This window comes from Pseudomonas sp. P4_C1 (assembly GCF_056402155.1).
The window spans coordinates 14,853-35,694 of sequence record NZ_JBFUHY010000024.1 but is presented as its reverse complement, the minus strand read 5'-3'; the positions used below and the strand labels follow the sequence as shown (position 1 = coordinate 35,694).

The 20,842-nt window shown below is 55.5% G+C and carries 20 protein-coding genes; 17 read left to right on the top strand and 3 right to left on the bottom strand.

Annotation, left to right across the window (positions count from 1 at the left end):
* Positions 1-57: 57 nt before the first annotated feature.
* A complete protein-coding gene (locus tag AC1DU9_RS15800; RefSeq protein WP_223457447.1) occupies positions 58-1,008 on the bottom strand; it encodes a DNA-binding protein in 951 nt (316 codons plus the stop codon).
* Positions 1,009-1,141: 133 nt separating this feature from the next.
* Here AC1DU9_RS15800 and AC1DU9_RS15795 point away from each other — a divergent pair, with 133 nt between their 5' ends.
* From AC1DU9_RS15795 to AC1DU9_RS15770, 6 genes are all read left to right on the top strand, one after another.
* On the top strand, positions 1,142-2,068 hold the full coding sequence (locus AC1DU9_RS15795; protein ID WP_223457449.1) for a site-specific integrase: 927 nt from the start codon (positions 1,142-1,144) through the stop codon (positions 2,066-2,068).
* A 333-nt stretch (positions 2,069-2,401) separates the two neighbouring features.
* A complete protein-coding gene (locus AC1DU9_RS15790) occupies positions 2,402-2,620 on the top strand; it encodes a BPSL0761 family protein (protein ID WP_223457451.1) in 219 nt (72 codons plus the stop codon).
* 188 nt (positions 2,621-2,808) lie between these two features.
* On the top strand, positions 2,809-3,345 hold the full coding sequence (locus tag AC1DU9_RS15785) for an antitoxin Xre/MbcA/ParS toxin-binding domain-containing protein (protein ID WP_477810452.1): 537 nt from the start codon (positions 2,809-2,811) through the stop codon (positions 3,343-3,345).
* Between the two features lie 431 nt (positions 3,346-3,776).
* Positions 3,777-5,165 carry an MFS transporter gene (locus AC1DU9_RS15780; protein WP_223457456.1) on the top strand — a complete coding sequence of 463 codons (1,389 nt, stop codon included), beginning with the start codon at positions 3,777-3,779 and terminating at the stop codon, positions 5,163-5,165.
* A gap of 82 nt (positions 5,166-5,247) precedes the next feature.
* Complete coding sequence (locus AC1DU9_RS15775; protein ID WP_223457458.1) at positions 5,248-6,468, top strand: alpha/beta fold hydrolase; 1,221 nt, start codon at positions 5,248-5,250, stop codon at positions 6,466-6,468.
* Positions 6,469-6,604: 136 nt separating this feature from the next.
* On the top strand, positions 6,605-7,441 hold the full coding sequence (locus AC1DU9_RS15770; protein ID WP_223457460.1) for an alpha/beta fold hydrolase: 837 nt from the start codon (positions 6,605-6,607) through the stop codon (positions 7,439-7,441).
* Between the two features lie 102 nt (positions 7,442-7,543).
* Here the strand turns inward: AC1DU9_RS15770 and AC1DU9_RS15765 are convergent, their stop codons facing one another.
* Positions 7,544-7,723, bottom strand: a complete 180-nt coding sequence (locus AC1DU9_RS15765) for a hypothetical protein (RefSeq protein WP_223457462.1) — start codon at positions 7,721-7,723, stop codon at positions 7,544-7,546.
* A 75-nt stretch (positions 7,724-7,798) separates the two neighbouring features.
* On the opposite strand from AC1DU9_RS15765, the gene AC1DU9_RS15760 reads away from it, so the two are divergent.
* The 10 genes from AC1DU9_RS15760 to AC1DU9_RS15715 all read left to right on the top strand — a co-directional run bounded on the left by AC1DU9_RS15760 (position 7,799) and on the right by AC1DU9_RS15715 (position 18,408).
* Positions 7,799-9,010, top strand: a complete 1,212-nt coding sequence (locus tag AC1DU9_RS15760; RefSeq protein ID WP_223457464.1) for an ABC transporter substrate-binding protein — start codon at positions 7,799-7,801, stop codon at positions 9,008-9,010.
* Between the two features lie 71 nt (positions 9,011-9,081).
* On the top strand, positions 9,082-9,957 hold the full coding sequence (locus AC1DU9_RS15755) for a branched-chain amino acid ABC transporter permease (RefSeq protein WP_223457466.1): 876 nt from the start codon (positions 9,082-9,084) through the stop codon (positions 9,955-9,957).
* A 44-nt stretch (positions 9,958-10,001) separates the two neighbouring features.
* Positions 10,002-11,750, top strand: a complete 1,749-nt coding sequence (locus AC1DU9_RS15750) for a branched-chain amino acid ABC transporter ATP-binding protein/permease (RefSeq protein ID WP_223457653.1) — start codon at positions 10,002-10,004, stop codon at positions 11,748-11,750.
* Positions 11,743-12,447, top strand: a complete 705-nt coding sequence (locus AC1DU9_RS15745; protein ID WP_223457468.1) for an ABC transporter ATP-binding protein — start codon at positions 11,743-11,745, stop codon at positions 12,445-12,447. The genes AC1DU9_RS15750 and AC1DU9_RS15745 overlap by 8 nt, the downstream gene beginning before the upstream one ends.
* Before the next feature lie 89 nt (positions 12,448-12,536).
* Positions 12,537-13,274, top strand: coding sequence for an SDR family oxidoreductase (locus AC1DU9_RS15740; protein WP_263289552.1), 738 nt, complete (start codon positions 12,537-12,539; stop codon positions 13,272-13,274).
* 97 nt (positions 13,275-13,371) lie between these two features.
* A complete protein-coding gene (locus tag AC1DU9_RS15735; protein WP_223457472.1) occupies positions 13,372-14,487 on the top strand; it encodes a glycerol dehydrogenase in 1,116 nt (371 codons plus the stop codon).
* 58 nt (positions 14,488-14,545) lie between these two features.
* Positions 14,546-15,508 carry a cyclase family protein gene (locus tag AC1DU9_RS15730; RefSeq protein WP_223457475.1) on the top strand — a complete coding sequence of 321 codons (963 nt, stop codon included), beginning with the start codon at positions 14,546-14,548 and terminating at the stop codon, positions 15,506-15,508.
* A 175-nt stretch (positions 15,509-15,683) separates the two neighbouring features.
* Positions 15,684-16,703, top strand: coding sequence for a LacI family DNA-binding transcriptional regulator (locus tag AC1DU9_RS15725; protein WP_223457477.1), 1,020 nt, complete (start codon positions 15,684-15,686; stop codon positions 16,701-16,703).
* A gap of 176 nt (positions 16,704-16,879) precedes the next feature.
* Entirely contained in the window at positions 16,880-17,416 is a 537-nt protein-coding gene (locus AC1DU9_RS15720) for a 2,4'-dihydroxyacetophenone dioxygenase family protein (protein WP_223457479.1), read from the top strand.
* An 86-nt stretch (positions 17,417-17,502) separates the two neighbouring features.
* Positions 17,503-18,408: a LysR family transcriptional regulator gene (locus tag AC1DU9_RS15715; protein WP_223457480.1), complete on the top strand. Its 906-nt coding sequence runs from the start codon at positions 17,503-17,505 to the stop codon at positions 18,406-18,408.
* 322 nt (positions 18,409-18,730) lie between these two features.
* On the opposite strand, the gene AC1DU9_RS15710 is transcribed toward AC1DU9_RS15715, so the two are convergent.
* Positions 18,731-19,657, bottom strand: a complete 927-nt coding sequence (locus AC1DU9_RS15710) for an alpha/beta hydrolase (protein ID WP_223457483.1) — start codon at positions 19,655-19,657, stop codon at positions 18,731-18,733.
* A gap of 124 nt (positions 19,658-19,781) precedes the next feature.
* On the opposite strand from AC1DU9_RS15710, the gene AC1DU9_RS15705 reads away from it, so the two are divergent.
* A complete protein-coding gene (locus AC1DU9_RS15705) occupies positions 19,782-20,720 on the top strand; it encodes a LysR family transcriptional regulator (protein ID WP_477810451.1) in 939 nt (312 codons plus the stop codon).
* Positions 20,721-20,842 lie beyond the last annotated feature (122 nt).

Genomic DNA, 20,842 nt, shown 5'->3' with positions numbered 1-20,842 from the left:
AACCTATTTTTCGATAACAATCTTGTAGGCACCGGCTTCCGAGCGAAACCTCCGGTCCTAGCCGGGGGGCGTCAATTGGCGCAGGAGAGTTTGCAGCGTTTCAATCTGGCGTGCCTGCTCCCGCAACTGCCGGCGGTTTTCGCGGTGTTGAAGCAGGTACGGTTTGACCCGTTCCCGTAATACGGCGTACTCGGTCTGCATTTGTTGCAGCTTGATCGCCAGTACGTCGTGGGCCTGTTGGGTATCGCTCAGGGTCTGGGTTTGTTGACGAAATTGTGCGTGCAGTACCCGATGCTCATTGCGCAAGCGTTCCTGCTCACGGTACACCTGGACCAGTTCCTCCTGTTTGGCCAGTTGCACGTTCTGCAAGGACCGCAGTTCCTGGCGCAGCTGATTGGTCTGCTCGTCGTGCCGGCGCAGCTCTTGCCCGCGCTGAGTCAGTTGTTCCTGTCGATAGTGCTCAAGTCCCTCTCGGGCATGCTGATGTTTGTCCTCCAGTGATTGCAGCTGCTGGGCCCGCTCTTCAAGGATCTGTTGCTGCCCTGCCACTAGCTGTCGCAGTTGTTGGCGTTCGCCCTCGCTGTCTTGTAATTGCTCGCGCAGCCCACGTTCGCGCTGCCGCTGCTGTTCCAGCTCGTCGGTGAGGAGGGTGATGGTGGTCAGCGATTGCTCCAATCGTTCGCGTAGCTGCGCGTGCGCCTGTGCATAGCTGGCCTGCTGCTGCGCGAGGTGCTCTTGCTCGTCAGCGACGGCGTCACGCGCCTCCTGGGTTAATTGCTCGGCTAGACTGCTCACCAAGGTGGTCAATTTTTCATTGAGGGTGGGCGACGGCCCGAGGTTGGCGGCCTGACTGCTGTTGAGTTCCTTCAGGTAGCGCTGAATGGTGCTTTTCGAGCCGGTATTGCCGAGCTCAACGCGGACCAGGTCGATGCTCGGATGCAGCCCACGCCCTAACAAGGCATCACGCGCGGCGTGCACCAAAGCTTTGTTGATACCGCCACGGGCCATGTCAGGAGCTCCTGTAGGATTTCCGGCTCTTAAGCAGTATGACGCATGCCATTTGACTTGCCTGGTTTCTGATCAAGACGACAATCTGTTTAGTCCACACCGGTACAAGCCCGCCGGGCGAGGAGGGTAGGGGATGACCACTGCCGCGGAGCGGTACCTGCAGGCGGCGCGGCGGGAAAGCACCACGCGCCGCTACGAACAGGCCGTGGCGCATTTTGAGGTGGGCTGGGGTGGGTTTCTCCCAGCGTCGAGTGACAGCATTGTGCGTTATCTGGCTGAGCACGCTGAAGCCCTGTCGATCAGCACCTTGCGCGGCCACCTGGCGGCCTTGGCGCGTTGGCATCTGAAGCATGGTTTTGTCGACCCAACCAAAGCCCCGCAAGTGCGCGACGTGTTGCGCGGTATTCAGGCGCTGCACCCGCGGCAGGTCCGGCAAGCCGAACCGTTGCAACTGCGCGAACTGGAGCAGTGCGTGGCTGCATTACAAGTCGAGGCAGCGTCGCCGGACGTGGCCGTGCGCCTGCGCGCCTGTCGCGATCAGGCCTTGCTGCTCCTGGGTTTTTGGCGTGCGTTTCGCAGTGATGACCTGTGCCGCCTGCGCATTGAAGCCAATCAGCTCGTGCCGGGCGAAGGGCTGAGTCTGTTCCTCGCCAGCAGCAAGTCCGACCGTGAGCATCAGGGCCGCAGCGTCAGTGTGCCGGCATTAAAACGCCTGTGTCCGGTTCAGGCATATGAGGAGTGGCTGAGCCTCAGTCAATTGCAGCAGGGGCCGGTGTTTTGTGCCATCGATCGCTGGGGCCACCTGTCCACCGAGGCCCTGCACCCGTACAGCGTGGCGCGGGTGGTGCGCCGGGCTTTGACCCGCGGCGGCGTCGCCGGGGAGCGCTACAGCGGGCATTCCTTGCGCCGCGGTTTTGCTACCTGGGCCACGCGTAACCAATGGAGCACCAAGGCGTTGATGGAGTATGTCGGCTGGCGTGACGTGCACAGCGCCCTGCGCTACGTGGAGGCCGACGCGCCGTTCGGTGACTGGCGGCGTCATCCGGATGAGTCAAAATGACTGCGTCGCGACGATTTCGTAGTGAGCTACGGACTACGTTATTACAGCTGTACAACCAGGCTAATTCACCCTTGAAGTAAGCGATTCCACAGGTATGAGAAACCAAGATTCTCAAACCTGATCGCGGTTTTGGTGCGCAGAGGCTCGAGTGGCGGTACGCCGAGGCGGCGAGGGGCGTGATTCACGAACAGCCCGGGCGGATCCCGGCGATAGAGTCCATGGGCGGTCTTGGTTTGGGTGTAGGCTGTAGGTGATTGACCGGGCAGAAAAGTCGGCAGACGCCATCAAACTCAGCGCGGCGGGACCGTGCACGGTGTGTGCGAGGAGAAGAACATGACGATGCCGAACGAGCGCACGCGCGCACTCATCCAGACACGAGACTTTCTGGTCGAGCTTGCAGAAGATTCCGCGCTTTCAGCGTCCATGCGACGTCAGGCCCGCCAGCTGTTACGGCATTATCCCCATGCAAACGAGATCCTGCGGGCCGGGCAGCTCGAAGAGCGAAGGGGCGACCGACTGACCGAGCCCTTCCTGAGCTCCAGCATCGATTGACCGCCGTGGCCACTCATCATCAGCCCTAAGCAGCTGATCCTGGTCTGTGGATACGTAGAGGGGAAAGGGCTCCATCGCCTTATCGACCTAGGGCGTTATGGAATTCCACTGGCGCTCAATGGCGCTTCCGGTTAGACAGGCGTTAGCTCATATTCCATTGGATGGGACATCATTGGGAGGAAGTGTTAATGAGCACTTCAACTGCGACTCGACGTCCGGCAAAAAAGAAAGCTGTGTCCCGAGAGGAGGGCATCGCGGCCTTTTGGCGATTCAGTTCCCATCGAGAGTCGCTGACGGATGCGCGGAGGCTGCACCAAATAAAAGTAGGGTTGCCCGCCGACCTCATCCAGGTGGTTCGTTTGGCCTTCAACCTTCAGGACCGCCACCTGGAAACGCTGCTCAATGCATCAATTTCGACCCTTGAAAGAYGACGGCGAGCGCAAAAGAACCTTGATCCTGTCGCCTCCGAACGTGTGGACCGAATTGCTACGCTCAGTCACTTGGCCGAGAGGATCGTTGAAAGCCAAGCGGCTGCCACCCAGTGGATGTCGGCACCGAATAAAGCGCTCGGTGGGACGGCACCGATCATGCTCTGCGAAACCGAGATCGGCGCTAAATGTTTCCGTCGACGCATTATTGACCCGGGTGCCGACACTACGCTGACCCAACCCCGCAGTCTGAAAAGCAAAATGCAACAACGAGTTCGGGGTTCGAAACAGGGTTAATGAAATTCCGGTACGTGGGTCAAAGGTGTATCGGCTGCAACAACCGGGGCAACGGGGCGACCGGATATCAGCGTAAATGGTGACTGGAGGGACTTGCCGACTCGACGCAACATGCCTCTCGGCTTTTGCGTTAACGCACTTTGCGAAAGCTAATCCTAATCGCGGTGGAGCTGCTCTTGAACTGTGCTCAGGCGCAATTGGCACGCTGGCCTCATCAAGCAAATCTCGTTCGCCCACTACCTGTGCCTAAAATTCAAAGCAGGTGTGCTTTTCTAGCTATATCCATCAAATCTTGTCGAGCCGTAATCTTGGGCACGGTGCTTTCCAACGCTTTTAGTGTCCGGCAACCACCTGCAAACCCGACGATGCGCGTGCTCTGCACTGATCATCAGTCGGGACAATAAAAATAATACTCAGCGGGAGACAATCCTATGGGACTCGCTCAAGAAAAAGTTGGTGCCGTTGCGTCGTTCACACTGGTTTCCAAAGGCGCTGGAGCCGCCTCGTGGGGAGCAATGGCCTTGCTCTGGCTTGTCTATGCCATGGACGCTAACTCACGTCAGATGTTCTTCATGGTGTTGCCCTCGATCACGAGCGAATTCAAAACCAGTGCAGAACTGACGGGGCTGCTCGCAGCGTTCATCACCATCGCAACGTCCTTGATCGCCGTGCCTTGCATGATCTGGGCGGATAAAGGCGGGCAGGGCTGGATGCGCAAGTATCGTCACCTGCCGATCGTAGTTGCCTACACACTGTTCACCTTTTTGACAGGGCTGAACTTCCTGACCGCATCATTGGGCATGCTCGTGGCCTTGCAGGTGATTTCCCACGCCTTCGGTGGTGCCGGTGAAGCTATCGAAGTCACCTCCTTGTCCGAGTGGTGGTCTCGCGAGCGGCGCGGTTTTGCATTGGGTCTGCATCACACGGGTTATCCGTGGGGTACGCTGATTGGAGGCCTGGCGATCAGTGCATTGCTGAACGCCTACGGTCCTGAAAACTGGCGCCTGGCTTTTCTGCTGTTCCCAGTACCGATGATCATCATCTTCTCCATCTATTGGTGGTTCTGCACCAAAAAGCGCTACGAGTCCTTTGTTGATCATGTGCGTGATGCAGGTGAAACCGTTCCGGCACTGAGCGCAGCGCAAGGGACTGTCGTTGCTCCCGAAGGTGCTTTTCGCTCCGCAATCCGCAATCCGAATATCAGCACCATCGCGCTGGTCTCGATGCTCGCTATCGTCGGTTATTTCGGGATCAGTTTCTGGTTGCCGCAATACCTGGCGTTCGTGGCCCATTACAACTTCGCCGAGGCGGCAGCCTATTCGGTGCTGTTCACCATCACCGGAGGGCTCGGGCAAATAGCCTGGGGCTGGATCTCGGATCGGCTGGGTCGCAAGTTGTGCCTGATCGTCGTGTTCGCCTGGCTGGCAATCGGTATGTACCTTTTCAAGTTCTCGTCAGTGAGCCTGACCTGGCTGATCTGCATCCAACTGTTTGCCGGGTTTGCGATGAATGCGCCCTACACGCTGCTGTATGCGATTGCCTTTGACTCGGCCAAGCCTGGCACCACCGGCATTGCGGGCTCCATTGTTAACGTGGGTATTTACGCAGGCGGCTTCGGTCCCTTCGTGATCGGCATGTTCATTGGCGCCGGTGGTGGATTCGATCAAGTGTCCGGCTACAACTACGCCCTGTATTTCATTTCCGGGCTGATGATTGTTGCTGCGCTCGTGACGGCCTTCTTCACTCGCGAAACCACCGGGTGGTTCCTCAAGCACGACAAAGCGTTGGTTTCCAAAGCGTCTTGCAACATGGCGAGCTGAGATCGTCGAACAAACTCAATACGTCACGCCTGCAATCTATAAAAAATCCCTCGTGGGATGTCCAATGTCAGGAGAAATTACAATGTCACTCATCAAAGACAGTCAGTGGTTGAATCAATTTGCCGAAGAGCTCAACAGCGATGCTGACTGGACAGCTGCAGCGCGCTATTTCGATGGTCGGATCCAGTTTAAGCACGACAGCGGTTTTTCCACTTTGGCGGTTCTCTGCGGCAAGGTAGTAGCCGTTTTTCCTGAAGGTAGCCCGTTGGGCGCAGACATCGTCGTATCCGGTCCGGATGAAGAGTGGCAGCGCGTTCTGGAAGGCAAGATCGATTGGTTCGAGGCCCTCTCGCCAGGATTGGGCAAGCTTGAGCTAGAAGGGAATGTTGTCGCTGCCTGGCAGTACGTAGATGTAATGGCCCGGGCATTTGATGCCATGAAGCGTGTAGGCAAGGCAAAAGTAGAAAGCACCGTTTCCTGGTCCCCCGTCCCCAAACCGTCGGGCAAGGAAACCACAGGGCACTACATTACTGTTGATGGCATCCGCGTGTATTACGAGGAGGCTGGGCAGGGCCATCCCATCGTCTGCTTCCATGCCGCGTCCCAGGACTCGCTCATGTATCGCCATGTACTTGACGGCCTTTCCGATGAGTTTCGGGTGATTGCAATCGATGCACCCGGACATTCAAAGTCGGAGCCCCCGGCTTCCGGTCCGTTCCATAGCCTGACACGCCACGCCGAGTTCAACGAGCGGTTGATGCAGGCCCTGGGTCTGGAACGTCCAGCGATCATCGGATGTTCCATGGGGGGCAACCTTGTGTTGGAACTGGGGGCCCGTAAACCCGACGCCTACAGCGCGATCATTTCAGCCGAAGGTGCGGATTACACGCCAACAGTTTCGGATTTCTTTCTCGACATGCTGCTGATGAATGGTACGCAAATCATTGGTGCATGGTCGCGCTCGATGACTGGCTATCGGACTCCGCCCGACCGCGCTCAAGAAGTTGTTTGGCAGATTTCCCGCACGACGCCGCAAGTCATGCGCGGCGACCTGACAGGCTACGCCAATTTTGACCAGCGCTCCCAGGTGGGCAAAATCAAGGCGCCGGTGATGCTGCTCCGCGGTGATGCTGATTGGTTGGTCTACCAGGAAAAAGTCGAAGAAACGGCATCAAGAATTCCCGGCAGCAAGATTGCAGTGCTTGCAGGCACGGGTCACTACCCAATGACTGAGAACCCTCTTGAGTTCTGTGACACCGTCCGAAGCTTCCTGCATGAAGCAGGGCTTGGAAATGCTGGCTGACACGCTCGACGTCCAAAGATAACCGGGGTGGCTGCGACGATAAGCAGCCCTCTCACTTAATAAAAAATAAATGAGCTGTGGTGCGCGCACTGCCTTGTTCGCTCATTTGAAAGGCTTGTCTTTGAGGAGAATCAACATGCTGTCGGGCGCCAATTCGCAAGGTAAAAATATTCAGGTCAATGGCACGACACTTTGGGTCGAAGATACAGGTGAGACCCATCTTCCAGTCGTTCTTTGTCTTCACTCCTGCTTTCTCGACGGGACTATGTTTGACGGTCTGGTGCAGGCTGCAGCCGGAAAATTTCGGGTCATACGGCCAGATTTCCGGGGGCAGGGCAAAAGCGCACTGGATGATGTCGACATCATCACCATGGATCAGTGTGCTGACGACATGGCCGCGCTGATTGAAGTAATGCAACTCAAGGCAATCAATGTCATGGCTCAGTCGATGGGCGGCGATGTCGCTTTCCGGCTAATCGCCAAACGGCAGGATCTGTTTCGGTCCCTGGTGGTGGCTGGGTCATCGGCCTGCGGTGAGCCGCCGGAGCAAGGGGCGCGATTTGCGCAATGGGTTGTTGATGCGGGTGAGCAAGGTTTCACGGGCGAAATTCTCGATATGACCATGGAAGTAATGTTCGGCAAGACCACGCGCAATAACCCTGAAAAACAGTCGCTGGTAGCGTATTGGCGCGATCGCATTGAGGTTTTGCCAAAAACGCTGCGCCCTGCGATGAAAGGGGTTATGCATCGTGAAAGCTCTGTCTCTCTGTTGTCTTCGATCAATATTCCGGTGCTGATCATCAACGGTGAGGAGGACATGCCGCGACCTCCAGCGTGGTCCGATGAGATGAAGCGAGAATTGCCGAACTCGAAATTGATCCGGCTCAGCAAGATTGGGCATAGCCCGACCTTGGAAGCGCCCGAGCAGGTACTTCCCGCGATCATCGAGTTCTATTTAAACCCACGCGTATGAGGGCAACATTTTTCGTTCACAGCGTTTAAGTCCGGATGCTTTCACGAGCACATACTGTCTCTATCAGTCCTATTTTTGGAGCGCCTGCATGTCGCGGGCGCTTCAGGTTTTTTCATGCCCGTGGGTCACGAAAATTTGAAGCGTTTTCAGATTGGCAATCCTAACTGAGCGCTTGACGCTGCTCAATTTTTTGAAATAAATATGAAGCGCTTCATAAATGAGCTTGGTTAATAACAAATTTAAAACAGAACCTTTCATATCCACGCGCACGATGGCTTTCATGAGCGTCGTTTAAAAGATATGAAGCGGTTCAAATGGTGCCCAAATGCGCTGGCGCCAAACCAGGAGATAACAACAATGAGTACAAAAAACTGGGTTAAAGCCGCCTGCGTTGTGCTTTCCCTGACGACCCCGATTGCCGTATACGCGGACATCAAAATGGGTGCCCTTTATCCCCTCAGCGGTTCTTTGGCTCTGCTCGGTGATGAGAGCTATCGTGGCCTCGAAATAGCGGTCGCGGAGCGTAACGCTGCCGGAGGCTTGAAAGGTGAGCAGATCAAACTGCTCAAAGCCGACGCGGTTGACGCAGGCCAGGCTGTAGGTGCCGCCCGCAAACTGACGTCTGTTGAAAATGTGACCGCCGTGTTCGGCAGCTATTCCTCAGCCCTGTCATTTGCTGCCACGCAGGTTACGGAAATGGCCGGGGTGCCGTATTTCGAGCTCGGTGCGGTCTCCGACAACATCACCGAGCGAGACCTCAAATACGTCATGCGTAGCAACCCAACCGCCAGAAATTTCGCTGAAGGGACGATCACGGCGATTACGCAAATTGTGGGCCCCTCGCTGAAGGTCGATCCCAAGCAACTCAAGATTGCCATCATCCATGAGGATGCCCTGTACGGTACGACCATCGCTGGCTTCCAGAAGCGGCTGGCGCAAGAGCAAGGGCTGAACGTGGTCGAGGTGCTTCCGTATTCTGCCAAAGCCGTGGACCTCTCGTCGCTGATTCTTCGCTTGAAAGGTGCACAAGCGGACGTGGTATTGCAGACCAGTTATCAGAACGATACGACACTGTTTTTCCGTCAGATCCGTGAAGCCGGTTTCAAACCTAAAGCCGTAGTCGGTGCGGGTGGCGGATATTCCATGCAGGACACCGTAAAGGTCGTCGGCGCTGAAAATATGGAAAGTGTTCTGGACGTGGATTTTCCTCAGTTTCAAACCAATGAAAATGGAGCTCCAGGCATCAGTGCGTTCGCCAAAGCCTACAAAGATCGCTTTGGCAGTGAGCCGCGATCAGGTCATAGCCTGATCAACTATGTCGGTGCGAAAGTCTTTCTTGATGCCATGGAAAAAAGTGCGTCCCTGGACGCCGATGCGATCCGTGCATCGGTCGCGAGTGTGGATATTCCTGTCGGCGGTACGGCCGCAGGTATCGGAGCCAAGTTCGCTGAGAATGGCCAAAACCAACGAGCCAATACGGCAATCATGCAGTGGCAGGACGGGGTACTGAAAACTGTTTACCCCGAAGCTGCGGCCGTGACAAAAGCGCGTTTTTCCGACCAACCCTGAAGCCTGTAATCCAGTTGAAGCTCGATCGTGGAGCTTCACGGATTCGTTCGCTCGCAAAGAGGGCGCAAACCGTGGAAATTTTCATCCAGCTCCTTTTGAACGGCTTATTGCTCGGCGGCACGTTGGCCATTATCAGCATAGGTCTGACGCTTATTTTCGGGATCGTGAGGGTGGTCAACTTCGCCCACGGCGAGTTCCTGATGATAGGTCTGTACGCGGTGTATTTGATGAACGCTCACTTTGGGATTCATCCCTACGTGGCGATTATTCCCACAACGATCATTCTGTTTGCTGCTGGCGCCGCGATGCAGCGGTTCATCATCCAGCCCTTGCTCAGCGCTGAAGGGCATATTCAGATTTTTGCGACAGTAGGTGTCTCAATCGCCTTGATGAATGGCGCTCTACTGATCTTCGGTGCCGACGTCATGACCGTGCAGAACGTCAGCTTTGGCACCGGGACTGTCAGCCTGGGCGCCTTTCGCGCAAGCAGTGGTCAGCTGATCACGTTCGTGATGTCGTTGGTTCTGGTCGCCGGGTTGCACTGGTTCCTGCAAAACACCTTTCTGGGCCGAGCCGTTCGGGCTACCGCGCAACATCGCAACGCGGCGCAGTTGATGGGCGTTAACGTGAAGAAGATCTACATCTTCGCATTCGGTTTGGGCTGCGCCTGCCTGGGCGTCGCATCTGGCCTCATCGCACCTCAATACCCGGTTTTCCCTACGGTGGGGACGTTCTTTGTCCTGACCGCATTTGTGATCGTTGTACTCGGCGGTCTTGGAAGTCTTTCGGGGGCTTTGGTAGGCGCGATGCTGATCGGAATCGTCGACAGCCTTGCGGGTTACTACATCGCTCCAGACCTGAAGGAAGTCGTTTATTTCTCGATCTTCCTGAGCATCCTGGTGTTCCGTCCGACAGGCCTGTTTGGCGCCGGTCGCGGGTCTGAATAAGGAGAATGGTCATGAATATTCTGCATCCGCGTGTCTATGTCAGTGTGTTGGTTCTGGCGTCGTTATTGATCATTCCGCTCACGGCTGGTTCTCCTTTCGTTTACCACCTGTTCATCCTGATTTGCAGTTATGCAGCGCTCGCGAGCGCCTGGAACATTGTCGGAGGTTTTGCTGGTCAGCTCTCGCTGGGCCATGCGGTTTTTTATGGTGTTGGGGCTTATACCACCACGCTGCTGATGATCAATCTCGGCATCAGTCCGTGGATTGGGATGTTCGCCGGCGCCATCCTTTCGTCAATGGTGGCGGTGTTGATCAGTTGGCCTTGCTTCAGATTGCGCGGGCCGTTTTTTGCCCTGGCGACGATTGCGGTACTGGAAGTCGTGCGGTTGATGGCCATCAATCAACATGACGTGACCGGTGGAGCCGCTGGCTTGGGCGTACCGCTTAAGCTGGGCGTCGAATGGATGTTGTTTCGCCCGCGCTGGCCTTATCTGCTGATCGCCTTTGGTTTTCTGATCATCACCTTGGCGGTGTCCTGGAAGATCAAGAGTTCACGCTTGGGTTATTACCTGATTGCAGTTCGCGAGCGTGAAGACGCGGCGCATGCGGTCGGTGTGAACTCGGTCAAAGTCAAACTGATCGCGGTCGTCTTATCGGCATTTCTCACCAGCCTGGTGGGCAGTTTCCATGCGATGTATCTGACCTTCATCGAGCCCGGCTCAATGTTCTCGCTGGAGATGTCGATTCAGATCGCCATGTTCGCGCTGATCGGCGGTCTGGGCACTGTTTCGGGGCCATTGATCGGGACGCTGTTGGTATTGCCATTGGCGGAGCTTGCGCGTGGCTGGCTTGGCGACATGGGCAGCGGTGTTCACGGCCTGGTCTACGGCATTGTACTGGTGGTGGTCGTACTGACGATTCCGCAGGGTGTGGTGGGGCGATTTGGCGCGCGTGTGTTCGGCTGGATCGACGCATTACCCGGTGGACGTCGGCCACTCGCTGCGGCTGTGAGGGCAGTTAAATCCCCTGCGCCTGAGCCGCAATCGGTAATGAGCGGCGAACCCATTCTGATTGCTGAAAATCTGCACAAATTCTTCGGCGGGCTGCATGCGACCAACGATGTGTCGCTGAGCTTGGCCGAAGGCGAAATCGTCGGGGTGATCGGGCCCAATGGCGCGGGTAAGACCACTGTCTTCAACCAGCTCTCGGGTTTCCTGCTGCCCTCCAGAGGCCAGGTCAAGGTCCGCCTGCGCAACGGGCAATGGATTACCCCAAGCAGCCCGGCCGAGTTCGCCAAAGCCGGTGTCGGGCGCACCTTCCAGATCGTTCAACCGTTCGCTGATTTGAGTGTCTGCGAAAACATCATGCTCGGTGCATTCATGCACACGGCTGATGCGAAGGAGGCGAGGGCAGTCGCGGAGCAAGTCGCTGAACTGACCGAGCTCACCAACCTGCTGGATACTCGTGCACGCAACCTCACCGTCGGCGGTATGAAGCGGCTTGAAATGGCCCGTGCCCTGGCGACTCGTCCGCGGATATTGTTGCTGGACGAAGTGATGGCCGGACTCAACCCAACGGATGTGGCCAAGGCGATCGCCGTCATTCGCAGAGTCCGCGACTCCGGCGTCAGCGTCTTGATGATCGAACACCTGATGCAAGCAACCATGAGTCTGTCGGACCGCATCATCGTAATCAGCTCCGGGGCTTTGCTCATGCAAGGTGAGCCGAAGGATGTCATCAGCGATCCACAGGTGATCGAAGCCTATCTCGGCAAGGAGTACAGCCATGCTTAAGCTCAATAACATCCATAGCGGATATGGCGGTACTGAAATCCTTCGTGGCGTTTCTTTCGAGGTCAATGCCGGTGAAGTGGTGACCATCGTCGGTGCCAACGGTGTGGGTAAAACCACGACTTTGCGCAGTCTGTGCGGCATCGTTACCCCCTCCCAGGGCACGATCGAATTCGAAGGGCAGCGAATTGACGGCAATCGTCCGGATCAGATTGTCGATGCCGGCCTGACGTTGATACCGGAAGGGCGTCAGTTGTTTCCGTTCATTAGCGTGCGCGACAACCTGTTGATGGGGGCCTACAAACGCAGCGCTCGTGCGGGTTACAAAAAACGTCTCGACGATGTTCTGGATCTCTTTCCACGGGTTCGTGAGCGCCTGGATCAGAACGCTGGAACGCTTTCGGGTGGTGAGCAACAGATGGTCGCCATCGCTCGAGGCCTGATGGCCGAGCCCAAGCTATTGATGTTCGACGAGCCGTCGTTGGGCTTGTCGCCGCTGCTGGTCTCGCAGGTTTTCGAGATCATCAACAAGATCCTGGAGCTGGGAACAACCGTGCTGATCGTCGAGCAAAACATCGTCCATACCCTGCGTATCGCGCATCGAGGCTACGTACTTGAAAACGGCGAGGTAGTGCTGAGCGGCACGGGCCAGGAGCTCCTCGATAACCCTCATGTCAAACGTGCCTACCTGGGGCTCTGATCGAGTCGACCTGTGGCTGTGCGCTTATTACTCCGCAACAAAGACGAGAACACGCTATGACAAATTCTAGACACTCCGGGCGCGTCGTTTTGGTCACTGGAGCCGGTGGTGGTATTGGCGCTGCTATTGCAGAACTGTATTGCCAGGAAGGTGCTGCGGTCGCCCTGGTCGATGCCGATGCAGTGAAGGTTCAACAGCAGGCTGAACTGCTGCGAGAGGCAGGGTTTACGGTCGGTTGGGCCAAAGCCGATGTGGCTAATTATCAAGAATGCGCTGACGCCTGTGACCGTTTTGGCCAGGATTTGGGCCCTATCGATACCTTGATCAACAACGCAGGTATATCGCCAAAGCACGATGGCGCTCCTGCGCCGATCTGGACAATGAGCCCCGAGGAATGGCAACGGGTTGTCGACATCAACCTCAATGGCTCATTCAACCTGGTCCGGGTTTTGACGCCTGGGATGGTGGAGCGCGGCTTTGGCCGCATCGTCAACATGTCTTCAGTGGCGGGCAGTGCGTTTTTGCCGATAGTGGCGGCTCACTACAGCGCCACCAAAGCAGCCATCGTTGGTTTTACCCGTCATTTGGCCGGTGAGTTGGGGCCGTTTGGGATAACGGTAAATGCATTAGCGCCAGGGCGAATCGAAACCCCGTTGCTCAAAACCGTTTCGGCGCAGGCCAACCAGGCGGTTGTCGACGAGACACCACTACGTCGGCTGGGAACACCGCTTGAAGTGGCTAGGGCGGCGTGCTTCCTCACATCGAGCGAAAGCGATTTTATTACTGGCCAAGTCGTCGATGTGGCGGGCGGATGGTTGATGCGGTAACGACCGAAGGTCAAAAAGAATGAGTTTGACCGGGTCGTTCAACAGAAATTGACGACCCGATTCTAAAAAGTAATCACTTTTTTGGAGGGCATCAGCCATGGTCAAAGCGATGGGTTTCCCAGGGCGGTACGAGCAAGGCCCTGGAGCTTTGAGACAGTTGGGCAGAGTACTGACCGACATGGGACGGTCTCGTCCGTTGGTTTTGTGCGATGAGTTCGTCGCCAGGCATTTGTGGCCGGAGGTTGGCAATGCTTTGCTAGCGCATGGTTTCGAGCCTTTGCACATCGAATTTCCGGGTGAATGCACCCACGCAGCCATTGCCCTGTTGTCTGAGCAAGCCTTGCCCCATTCGCCTGACACCATCATCGCGCTGGGCGGAGGTAAGACGATTGATACGGCCAAGGGGCTGGCGGTCAATCTCAACGCTCCCATCATTGTTTGCCCGACCATTGCCTCGAGTGACGCGCCGACCAGTCGGCTGATCGTGCTCTACGATGATGACCACAAAGTGGTGGGAGTGGAGTACCTGAAGATGAACCCCTCAGCCGTCATCGTTGATACTCATGTCATCGCTCAGGCACCGGCACGGTTCTTTGCTGCGGGCATTGGTGATGCCATCAGTAAAAAATTTGAAGCCCATCAATGCCATTCCGCTGGTGGCAATAACTCTTTTGGAACCCCCGCGCTGCACACCGCGTTGATGCTGACCGATCTGGTGTTCAACACGCTGATGCAGTACGGCGTGTCGGCTTATCAGGCGGTTTGTCGTAACGAGGTCAATGACGACGTCGAGCGGGTAGTCGAGGGCACCGTGTTGATCAGTGGCGTTGGTTTTGAAAGCGGCGGGTTGTCGTTGTCCCATGCGCTGGTACGCGGATTGACAGCCATTCCGACCATGGCCTCAATGCTTCACGGTGAGCTGGTTGCCTTCGGTACCCTGGTGCAAATGGCGGTGGAGGAACGTCCTGTCGACGAGATCGAGAAGGTTGCCCGTTTACTGCATGACGTGAAGTTGCCCGTCACCTTCGCTGAACTGGGCCAGAACACGCCGTTCACTACGACGCAAATCAACACAATGGTTCAAGCCACCTTATCGGCTGCCTATGCCAAAAATATGAATCCACCCTTGAACTACGAGCGCCTTGTTAATGGTTTGGCAGCGGCTGACAACATCGGCTCACGTCTGACAAATGCCAAGTCATCTGCCTTGTGATCCGGCTTCAATCAACGGCCCGCGCTGTCTTATAAATACAAAAAGTGAGATCGTAAAAATGAACGAAAAAACTGTGCCACATATTCACGAACTGCTGAAAGACTCTCCTAAAAACTGGGGCAAATGGGGCCCGGACGACGAGGTAGGCGCTCTCAACTATTTGACTGGCGTTGAAGTACTCAAGGGCATTGCCGAGGTCAAGCAAGGCAAGACCTTCACATTGCAGGTCCGAATGGCCGATCCCAAAGGCGACCCGATCTGGCCTGGGCGCTCGCAGGCCAAACGGATGAATATCATGGACAGGGGCCATTACAACTGCGGCAAGGGCCCGCATTTTCCGGGGTCTTATGAGTATGCCGATGACGTGATGTTTTTTCATCTTCAGGGGTCGACTCAATACGATGCCTTAGGTCACGTTTGGTATGACGATCAAATCTGGAACGGTTATGACGCTGATACCACGATCGGTTCATTGGCCAAGGCCAGCGTCGCACCGATCGGCGAGCGAGGTGTGGTCGGGCGAGGCATTCTGATCGACATCGCGCGGTATCGCGGCAAGGACGTTCTTGACCCTGGCGAGACTTTTAATCATGTGGACTTGATGAAGGCCGCTGAAGCTCAAGGTGTGACGATTCAGAAACGTGACATCCTGATCATCAGAACTGGCTGGATTGGCTCTTTTTACTACCGAGACCCAGAAGAGTTTTATAAAGATTTCATCGAGCCGGGTCTCACTTACAGCCCGGAGTTGGTCAGTTGGTTTCACGAGATGGAAATTCCCAACCTCGTCACCGACACCATCGCCAACGAAGTGACAGTTGATCCCGTCTCGGGTGTGGCATTGCCTCTTCACAATGCCCTGATGCGTAACCTGGGCGTCACGTTGACCGAGATCGCGCAACTGGATCCTCTGGCGGCGGATTGTGCCGAGGACAATCAATGGACGTTCCTCTATACCGCAGCGCCTTTGAAGGTGGTTGGCGGCACCGGGGCGCCGGTCAACCCGATCGTTATCAAATAGAATCGACGCTTTAGGGGGGCTTCGGATCCCCTCTTTTTAGTGTGCTCGAATCATCCCTTCCAATTTAAAAAGTTGTTAGCATAACGATCGGTCCTACCTCGAAAAAACCGAGGCTTGGTCGCTGATTGGCGGCGATCGTCAGTCACCGCGCCGTTCCAGGAATGCTGACTTTTTAATGAAAAAAAATGAAAAGCCCAAACTTAAAGACGTTGCCGAATTGGCGGGTGTATCCATCGGCAGTGCATCCCGGGCGCTCTCAACTCCCCACTTGGTAAAACCTGCGACGCTCGAAAAAGTTGCGGCGGCGGTCCTCAAGCTTGGCTATGTCCGAGATGGAGCAGCGAGGGCGCTCGCTTCGCGCCGAACCCACAGCATCGGTGCGATCTTTCCCACGTTCAACAACCCCGTATTCGCCGAAGCGGTTCAGGCCCTTCAGCAGCGTCTGAATGAGTTGGGTTACCACCTGATCATTTCGTCCCATGAGTATGACCAGGAGCGCGAGCTGATCAATGTGCGCAACATGATTGAGCGGGGTGTTGAGGGGTTGTTGCTAGTGGGGACGGAACACAGTCCAGTAGTGTATGACGCGCTTGATGCCTCGCATTGCCCCTTAATCCTGATGTGGTCATTGGACGGTTCTCACCCTCACCATTGCGTTGGTTTCAGCAACGAAGAAGGGGGACGCATGGTGGCTAAACATCTTGTGGATCTAGGTCACAAGAATATTGCAATGATCAGTGGAGTTGTGGCCTACAACGAGCGGGCTAAATACCGGCTCAAGGGGGTTGCAGATACATTGAAGGAGGCGGGGATTGAGCTGGCGCCCACGCAGATCATTCAGCAGCCGTTTACGCTGGAAGGCGGCCGGGCGGGGCTCAGGATGGCGATGGAGCTGACGCCAAGGCCAACTGCAATTGTCTGTAGTACGGACGTAACCTGTATGGGGGCCATTGCAGAAGCGCGCTTACAAGGCATCCATGTGCCTACAGAGTTGTCCATTACCGGTTTTGATGACATCGACTTCGCGGCGGTCTCGGTACCAGCGCTCACGACTGTTTGTGTACCCTCGACCGACATTGGCATCAGTAGCGCTAATAACATTATTGCGATGATCGAAGGCCGGCCGGTTGCCAGGCGTGAGCGTGTTCAAATTGATCTTGTAGTAAGGCAAAGCACCGCCCCTGTGAAGTCCTGATTCCGACGGCTACATGCTCGGCGGAGGACTCTCGCTCCCTATGACTGTGCGTCACAGGTGGTTTGAAATTGTAGCTATTTTCATCGCGGGATCACTGCCATAACCTTTCAGTCAGCGGAAATCAGAGCGCACTCATCGTGCTGTGAATTCGTTAATAAAAACTGAGAGGTCCAGTAATGAATACTCCTGTCAAACCTGATGAACTCGCGATTCCGTATCAGTTGCCCCAAGTTCCCTACATGACGCCAGACATGGTTCACCCGGGTGTAATGACCCAATGGCTGGAAGATGACGAGTTGTGGGTACCAGTCACCAAATCTGTTTCGTTCAAGCCTCTTCTGCTCAACACAAGTGGCGGGTATTACATCAACCTTCTGCGTGTGCGCCAGGCCGGCGTGCTTTCTCGTCACCGGCACACCGGCGGCGTGCATGCGATCGTTCTGAAGGGGCGCTGGTATTACCTCGAACACGATTGGGTAGCCGAAGAGGGCTCTTTTGCGTATGAGCCTCCAGGTGAAACTCACACCCTGTTCGTGCCTGAAGATGTCGAAGAAATGATCACCTGGTTCCACGTTCAAGGTGGCTACACTTACGTCGATCCTCAGGGTGTTGCAGTGGGCTATGAAGACGTTTTTACCAAGCTCGAATCCGCCCGCGCTCACTATAAAGCGCTGGGTTTGCCAGACGACTACATTGAGCAGTTCATCCGGTAACTCGGACCATAAAAAACGCGCTTCGGCGCGTTTTTTTATGGTCGCTCAGGGAGCATGAGTCTGAACAATTTACGTTAGGATAGGGCATGGACAATTACTCACAGCTACTCGCCTTTATCTGGTCTACCGAGTGTGGAAGCTTTTCGGCTGCTGCTCGCGCTCATAACATTACTCCATCGGCAGTCAGTAAATTGATCACTCGATTGGAGGACCGACTGCAAGTTCGGCTTTTCCAGAGAGGGTCACGCATTCTGACGCTGACCGAGGAGGGCGCCGCTTACCTGCGTAGTGCCAAGGCAGTCGTTGAGGCCATGAACGAGGCTGACTCCTTGGCTGAAGCGCTGCCCTCGAGAGTCAGTGGAACCCTTCGTATTCACACCATGACCTCTTTTGCCAAGCACCAAATAGTGCCTTGGCTTCCTGAGTTTCTGGATTTGTATCCATCACTGGATGTTGAAATTCAGTTGGGTGCGCAATTCGTTGACCATTTCGAACAGGGGCTCGATATCGCCATCCACAGCGGAGTGCTGCCCAGCTCTTCGCGTATAGCCAAGCGAATAGGTGAGTGTGAATGGCTGATCTGTGCGTCGCCGCAGTACTTGTCCGGGCATGGTATTCCGGCTAAACCGGCAGATCTGTTGGACCACCGATGCTTTAACTTCAGCTTTGTCAGCCCTTGGAACAAGTGGTCGTTTCTTCAAGACGGTGAGGGGGTCTCGGTCCCCGTTACAGCCAGTGCGTCTTTTACTCAAGGTGATCTACTGCGAGACATGGCCCTGTCGGGGGCCGGGGTCGTAAAACTTGCCGATTTCCACATTGGACTCGATGTAAAAGCCGGAACGCTGGTGCCACTGCTGGAGGAGTTCAAGTCAGGGGTTATTGAACCTATCTATTTGTTGTATTCAGATCGAAAACACCTGAGTCCACGTATTCGGGTATTTATCGAGTTCTTCCAGAACAAGTGGCGTCAGAATCCTTGGAAGGTGACTTGAAAATCTAACCTGTGTAGAGCGTGATGGTGTTAGTGGAAGCATTAGCAGTGCGGAGCACCGCGTGATTAATCGGCCAAACGTTATTTAGCAATACACAGACGTTGTTGCCCTCTAACTTCCAATAGCTCGACAAAGGCGCGTACCTTCTCGGGGCGAAAACGTGGCAACTCGGATCATACCTGTGTTCCGGTGGGTTTGATGTGCGACGGACCCTCCGGTGGCGATCAGCGTCTGTTAGCCATTTGTCCAGTGATGGCGGCCCTATGGGGCAGAAGCGCAGAAGCGCGACAACCGGGAAAGCTGTCGCGCTCTGACTTTCGACTCAGCGGTTGGCGTCGACCAGACCAGCCTCAATGAAGCGTACTGAGCTCTCCATCGCCTGCTGACCTTCTGGCAGCATGCAGTAGTAGAAGTGCCAGGCGTGGAACATTGCAGGCCACACTTCCAGATTGACTCGGACACGGTTGTCCGCCAAGTGGTTTGCAAGGCGCATAGCGTCACTTAACATCAGCTCGTTCTCGCCAATCTGTACCAGAATTGGTGGGAGTCCTGTGACGTCCGCAAAAACAGGAGAAGCCAAAGGGTGGTTGGCCAGCGTGTCGCCCAGGAATGCTCTGGCAAGGATATCCAGAACAGGCTTGGAGTTCAGCGGATCGAGGCCTTCACGGTTGCTCATGGAGGCGCCTGTGTGTTCAAGGTTTGCCCAAGGCGAGATGGAGGAACCGACCGCAGGCAATGGAAGCCCTTTGGATTTTGCCGCCACCATGACGCTTACAACCATCGCGCCGCCAGCTGACTCGCCTGAAAATGCAATCTTGGTTGCTGGGATTTTTTGTTCAAGCAACCACTCATATGCGCGCAAAGTGTCGTCGATGGATGCTGGAAACTTATGCTCTGGAGCAAGGCGGTAGTCAGGCATGTACACCCGGGCTCCAAGCATTTTTGCGTAGTTGCCGCCAATGCCATGGTAGCCGTCAGGACGACCAACTATGTACGCCCCACCGTGGATGTACATTAAGACTGCGTCGGTCTTGACCTCATCCGGAGTTACCAGCGTGCCAGGGACACCGCCCATGTCTACGCCTTCAAACTTGACCCCAGCAGGCGCCGGATTCTGCGCAAGCATTTTTGCATAGGAATCGCGGATATCGCTCATTTTCGTGTTGGTATCGATTCCCTTAAGAACAGGTACCAAATCGCTCAGGCTGTTGGCCCAGGTTTGAACGGCTGTTTGTACTTCGGTATTCATATTGACCTCAATAGATCGGTGGGCAATGGAGTGGCTAATTGAGATATTATTCTTATTATTAGGGAATTTGGTTCCCTATAACGGGTGCAAAGGCGCCCCCACCATTGTGAGAAGCTGAGGTCGTATGGAAATTCATAACCTGAACGACATCGCCGCTTTCGTAAGCTCCGTAAATGCTGGAAGCTTCACTGCTGCGGCCAAGCAACTAGGTCTTACCCGTTCGGCAGTGGGTAAGTCGATTGTCAGGCTAGAGACCCGATTGCGGGTGCGTTTACTCAACCGCACAACCCGCAGCCTGAGCATGACGGATGACGGTCAGGTTCTGTATGAGCGATGTGTTGGGGTCTTACAGGATCTCGACGATGTTGAGGACGCGCTCGCGTTTCGTCGTTCGACACCTAGTGGGAGATTGCGGATGAGCCTGCCAGTTGCCTTGGGCAGGCTTCACGTTCTTCATCACATCGAATGCTGTTTGAAAGATTGGCCCTCGCYCAGCATCGACGTCACGTTCTCGGACAGGCTGGTAGACCTGATCGATGAGGGGTTCGACTTAGCCATGCGCATTGGCCCTCCCAAGGAGGACTCTCGATTGCTCACGCGCACGGTGGCTTATCAGCAAATGATCACCTGTGTTTCGCCCAAGTATCTGGCTGAGCATCCAAAGCCTCAAACACCCGAAGATCTGTCCGCGCACGAGTGCCTGCATTTCGTGAGTGGGGGGAGATTGCTTCCCTGGAATTTCCGTGTGAAAGGTCAGCCTGTTTCGGTCACTCATGCTGGGCGGCTGCAGATGGACAGCGCTGAAGCGTTGCATCAAGCAACTATCGCAGGCTTGGGAATTGCGACGCTTCCGTCCTACGTGGTTAACGATGAGCTACGCAGCGGCAAGCTCGTTCAACTGCTTGCAGAGTATGTCGAGGCAGCAGAGCCTATCCGGGTGATCTACCCCAGCAAGCGACACCTGTCCCCCAAGATACGCCTCTTCATCGATAAGCTTGTAGAGGCATGGTCACCTTGTCCGCCATGGGAGCAGCGTTCGGCTGACAATGTCCATCCTGCCTGATGGGAGGATTTTGCCAAAGGAGTGCAGTCTGTCGGCGTCAACAGGTTGATCGTCATCATCGTGTACACCAGGCTGCACTTAGCCTCCAGCACCAACCTTTCGTTGATCATTTGCAAGGCTGA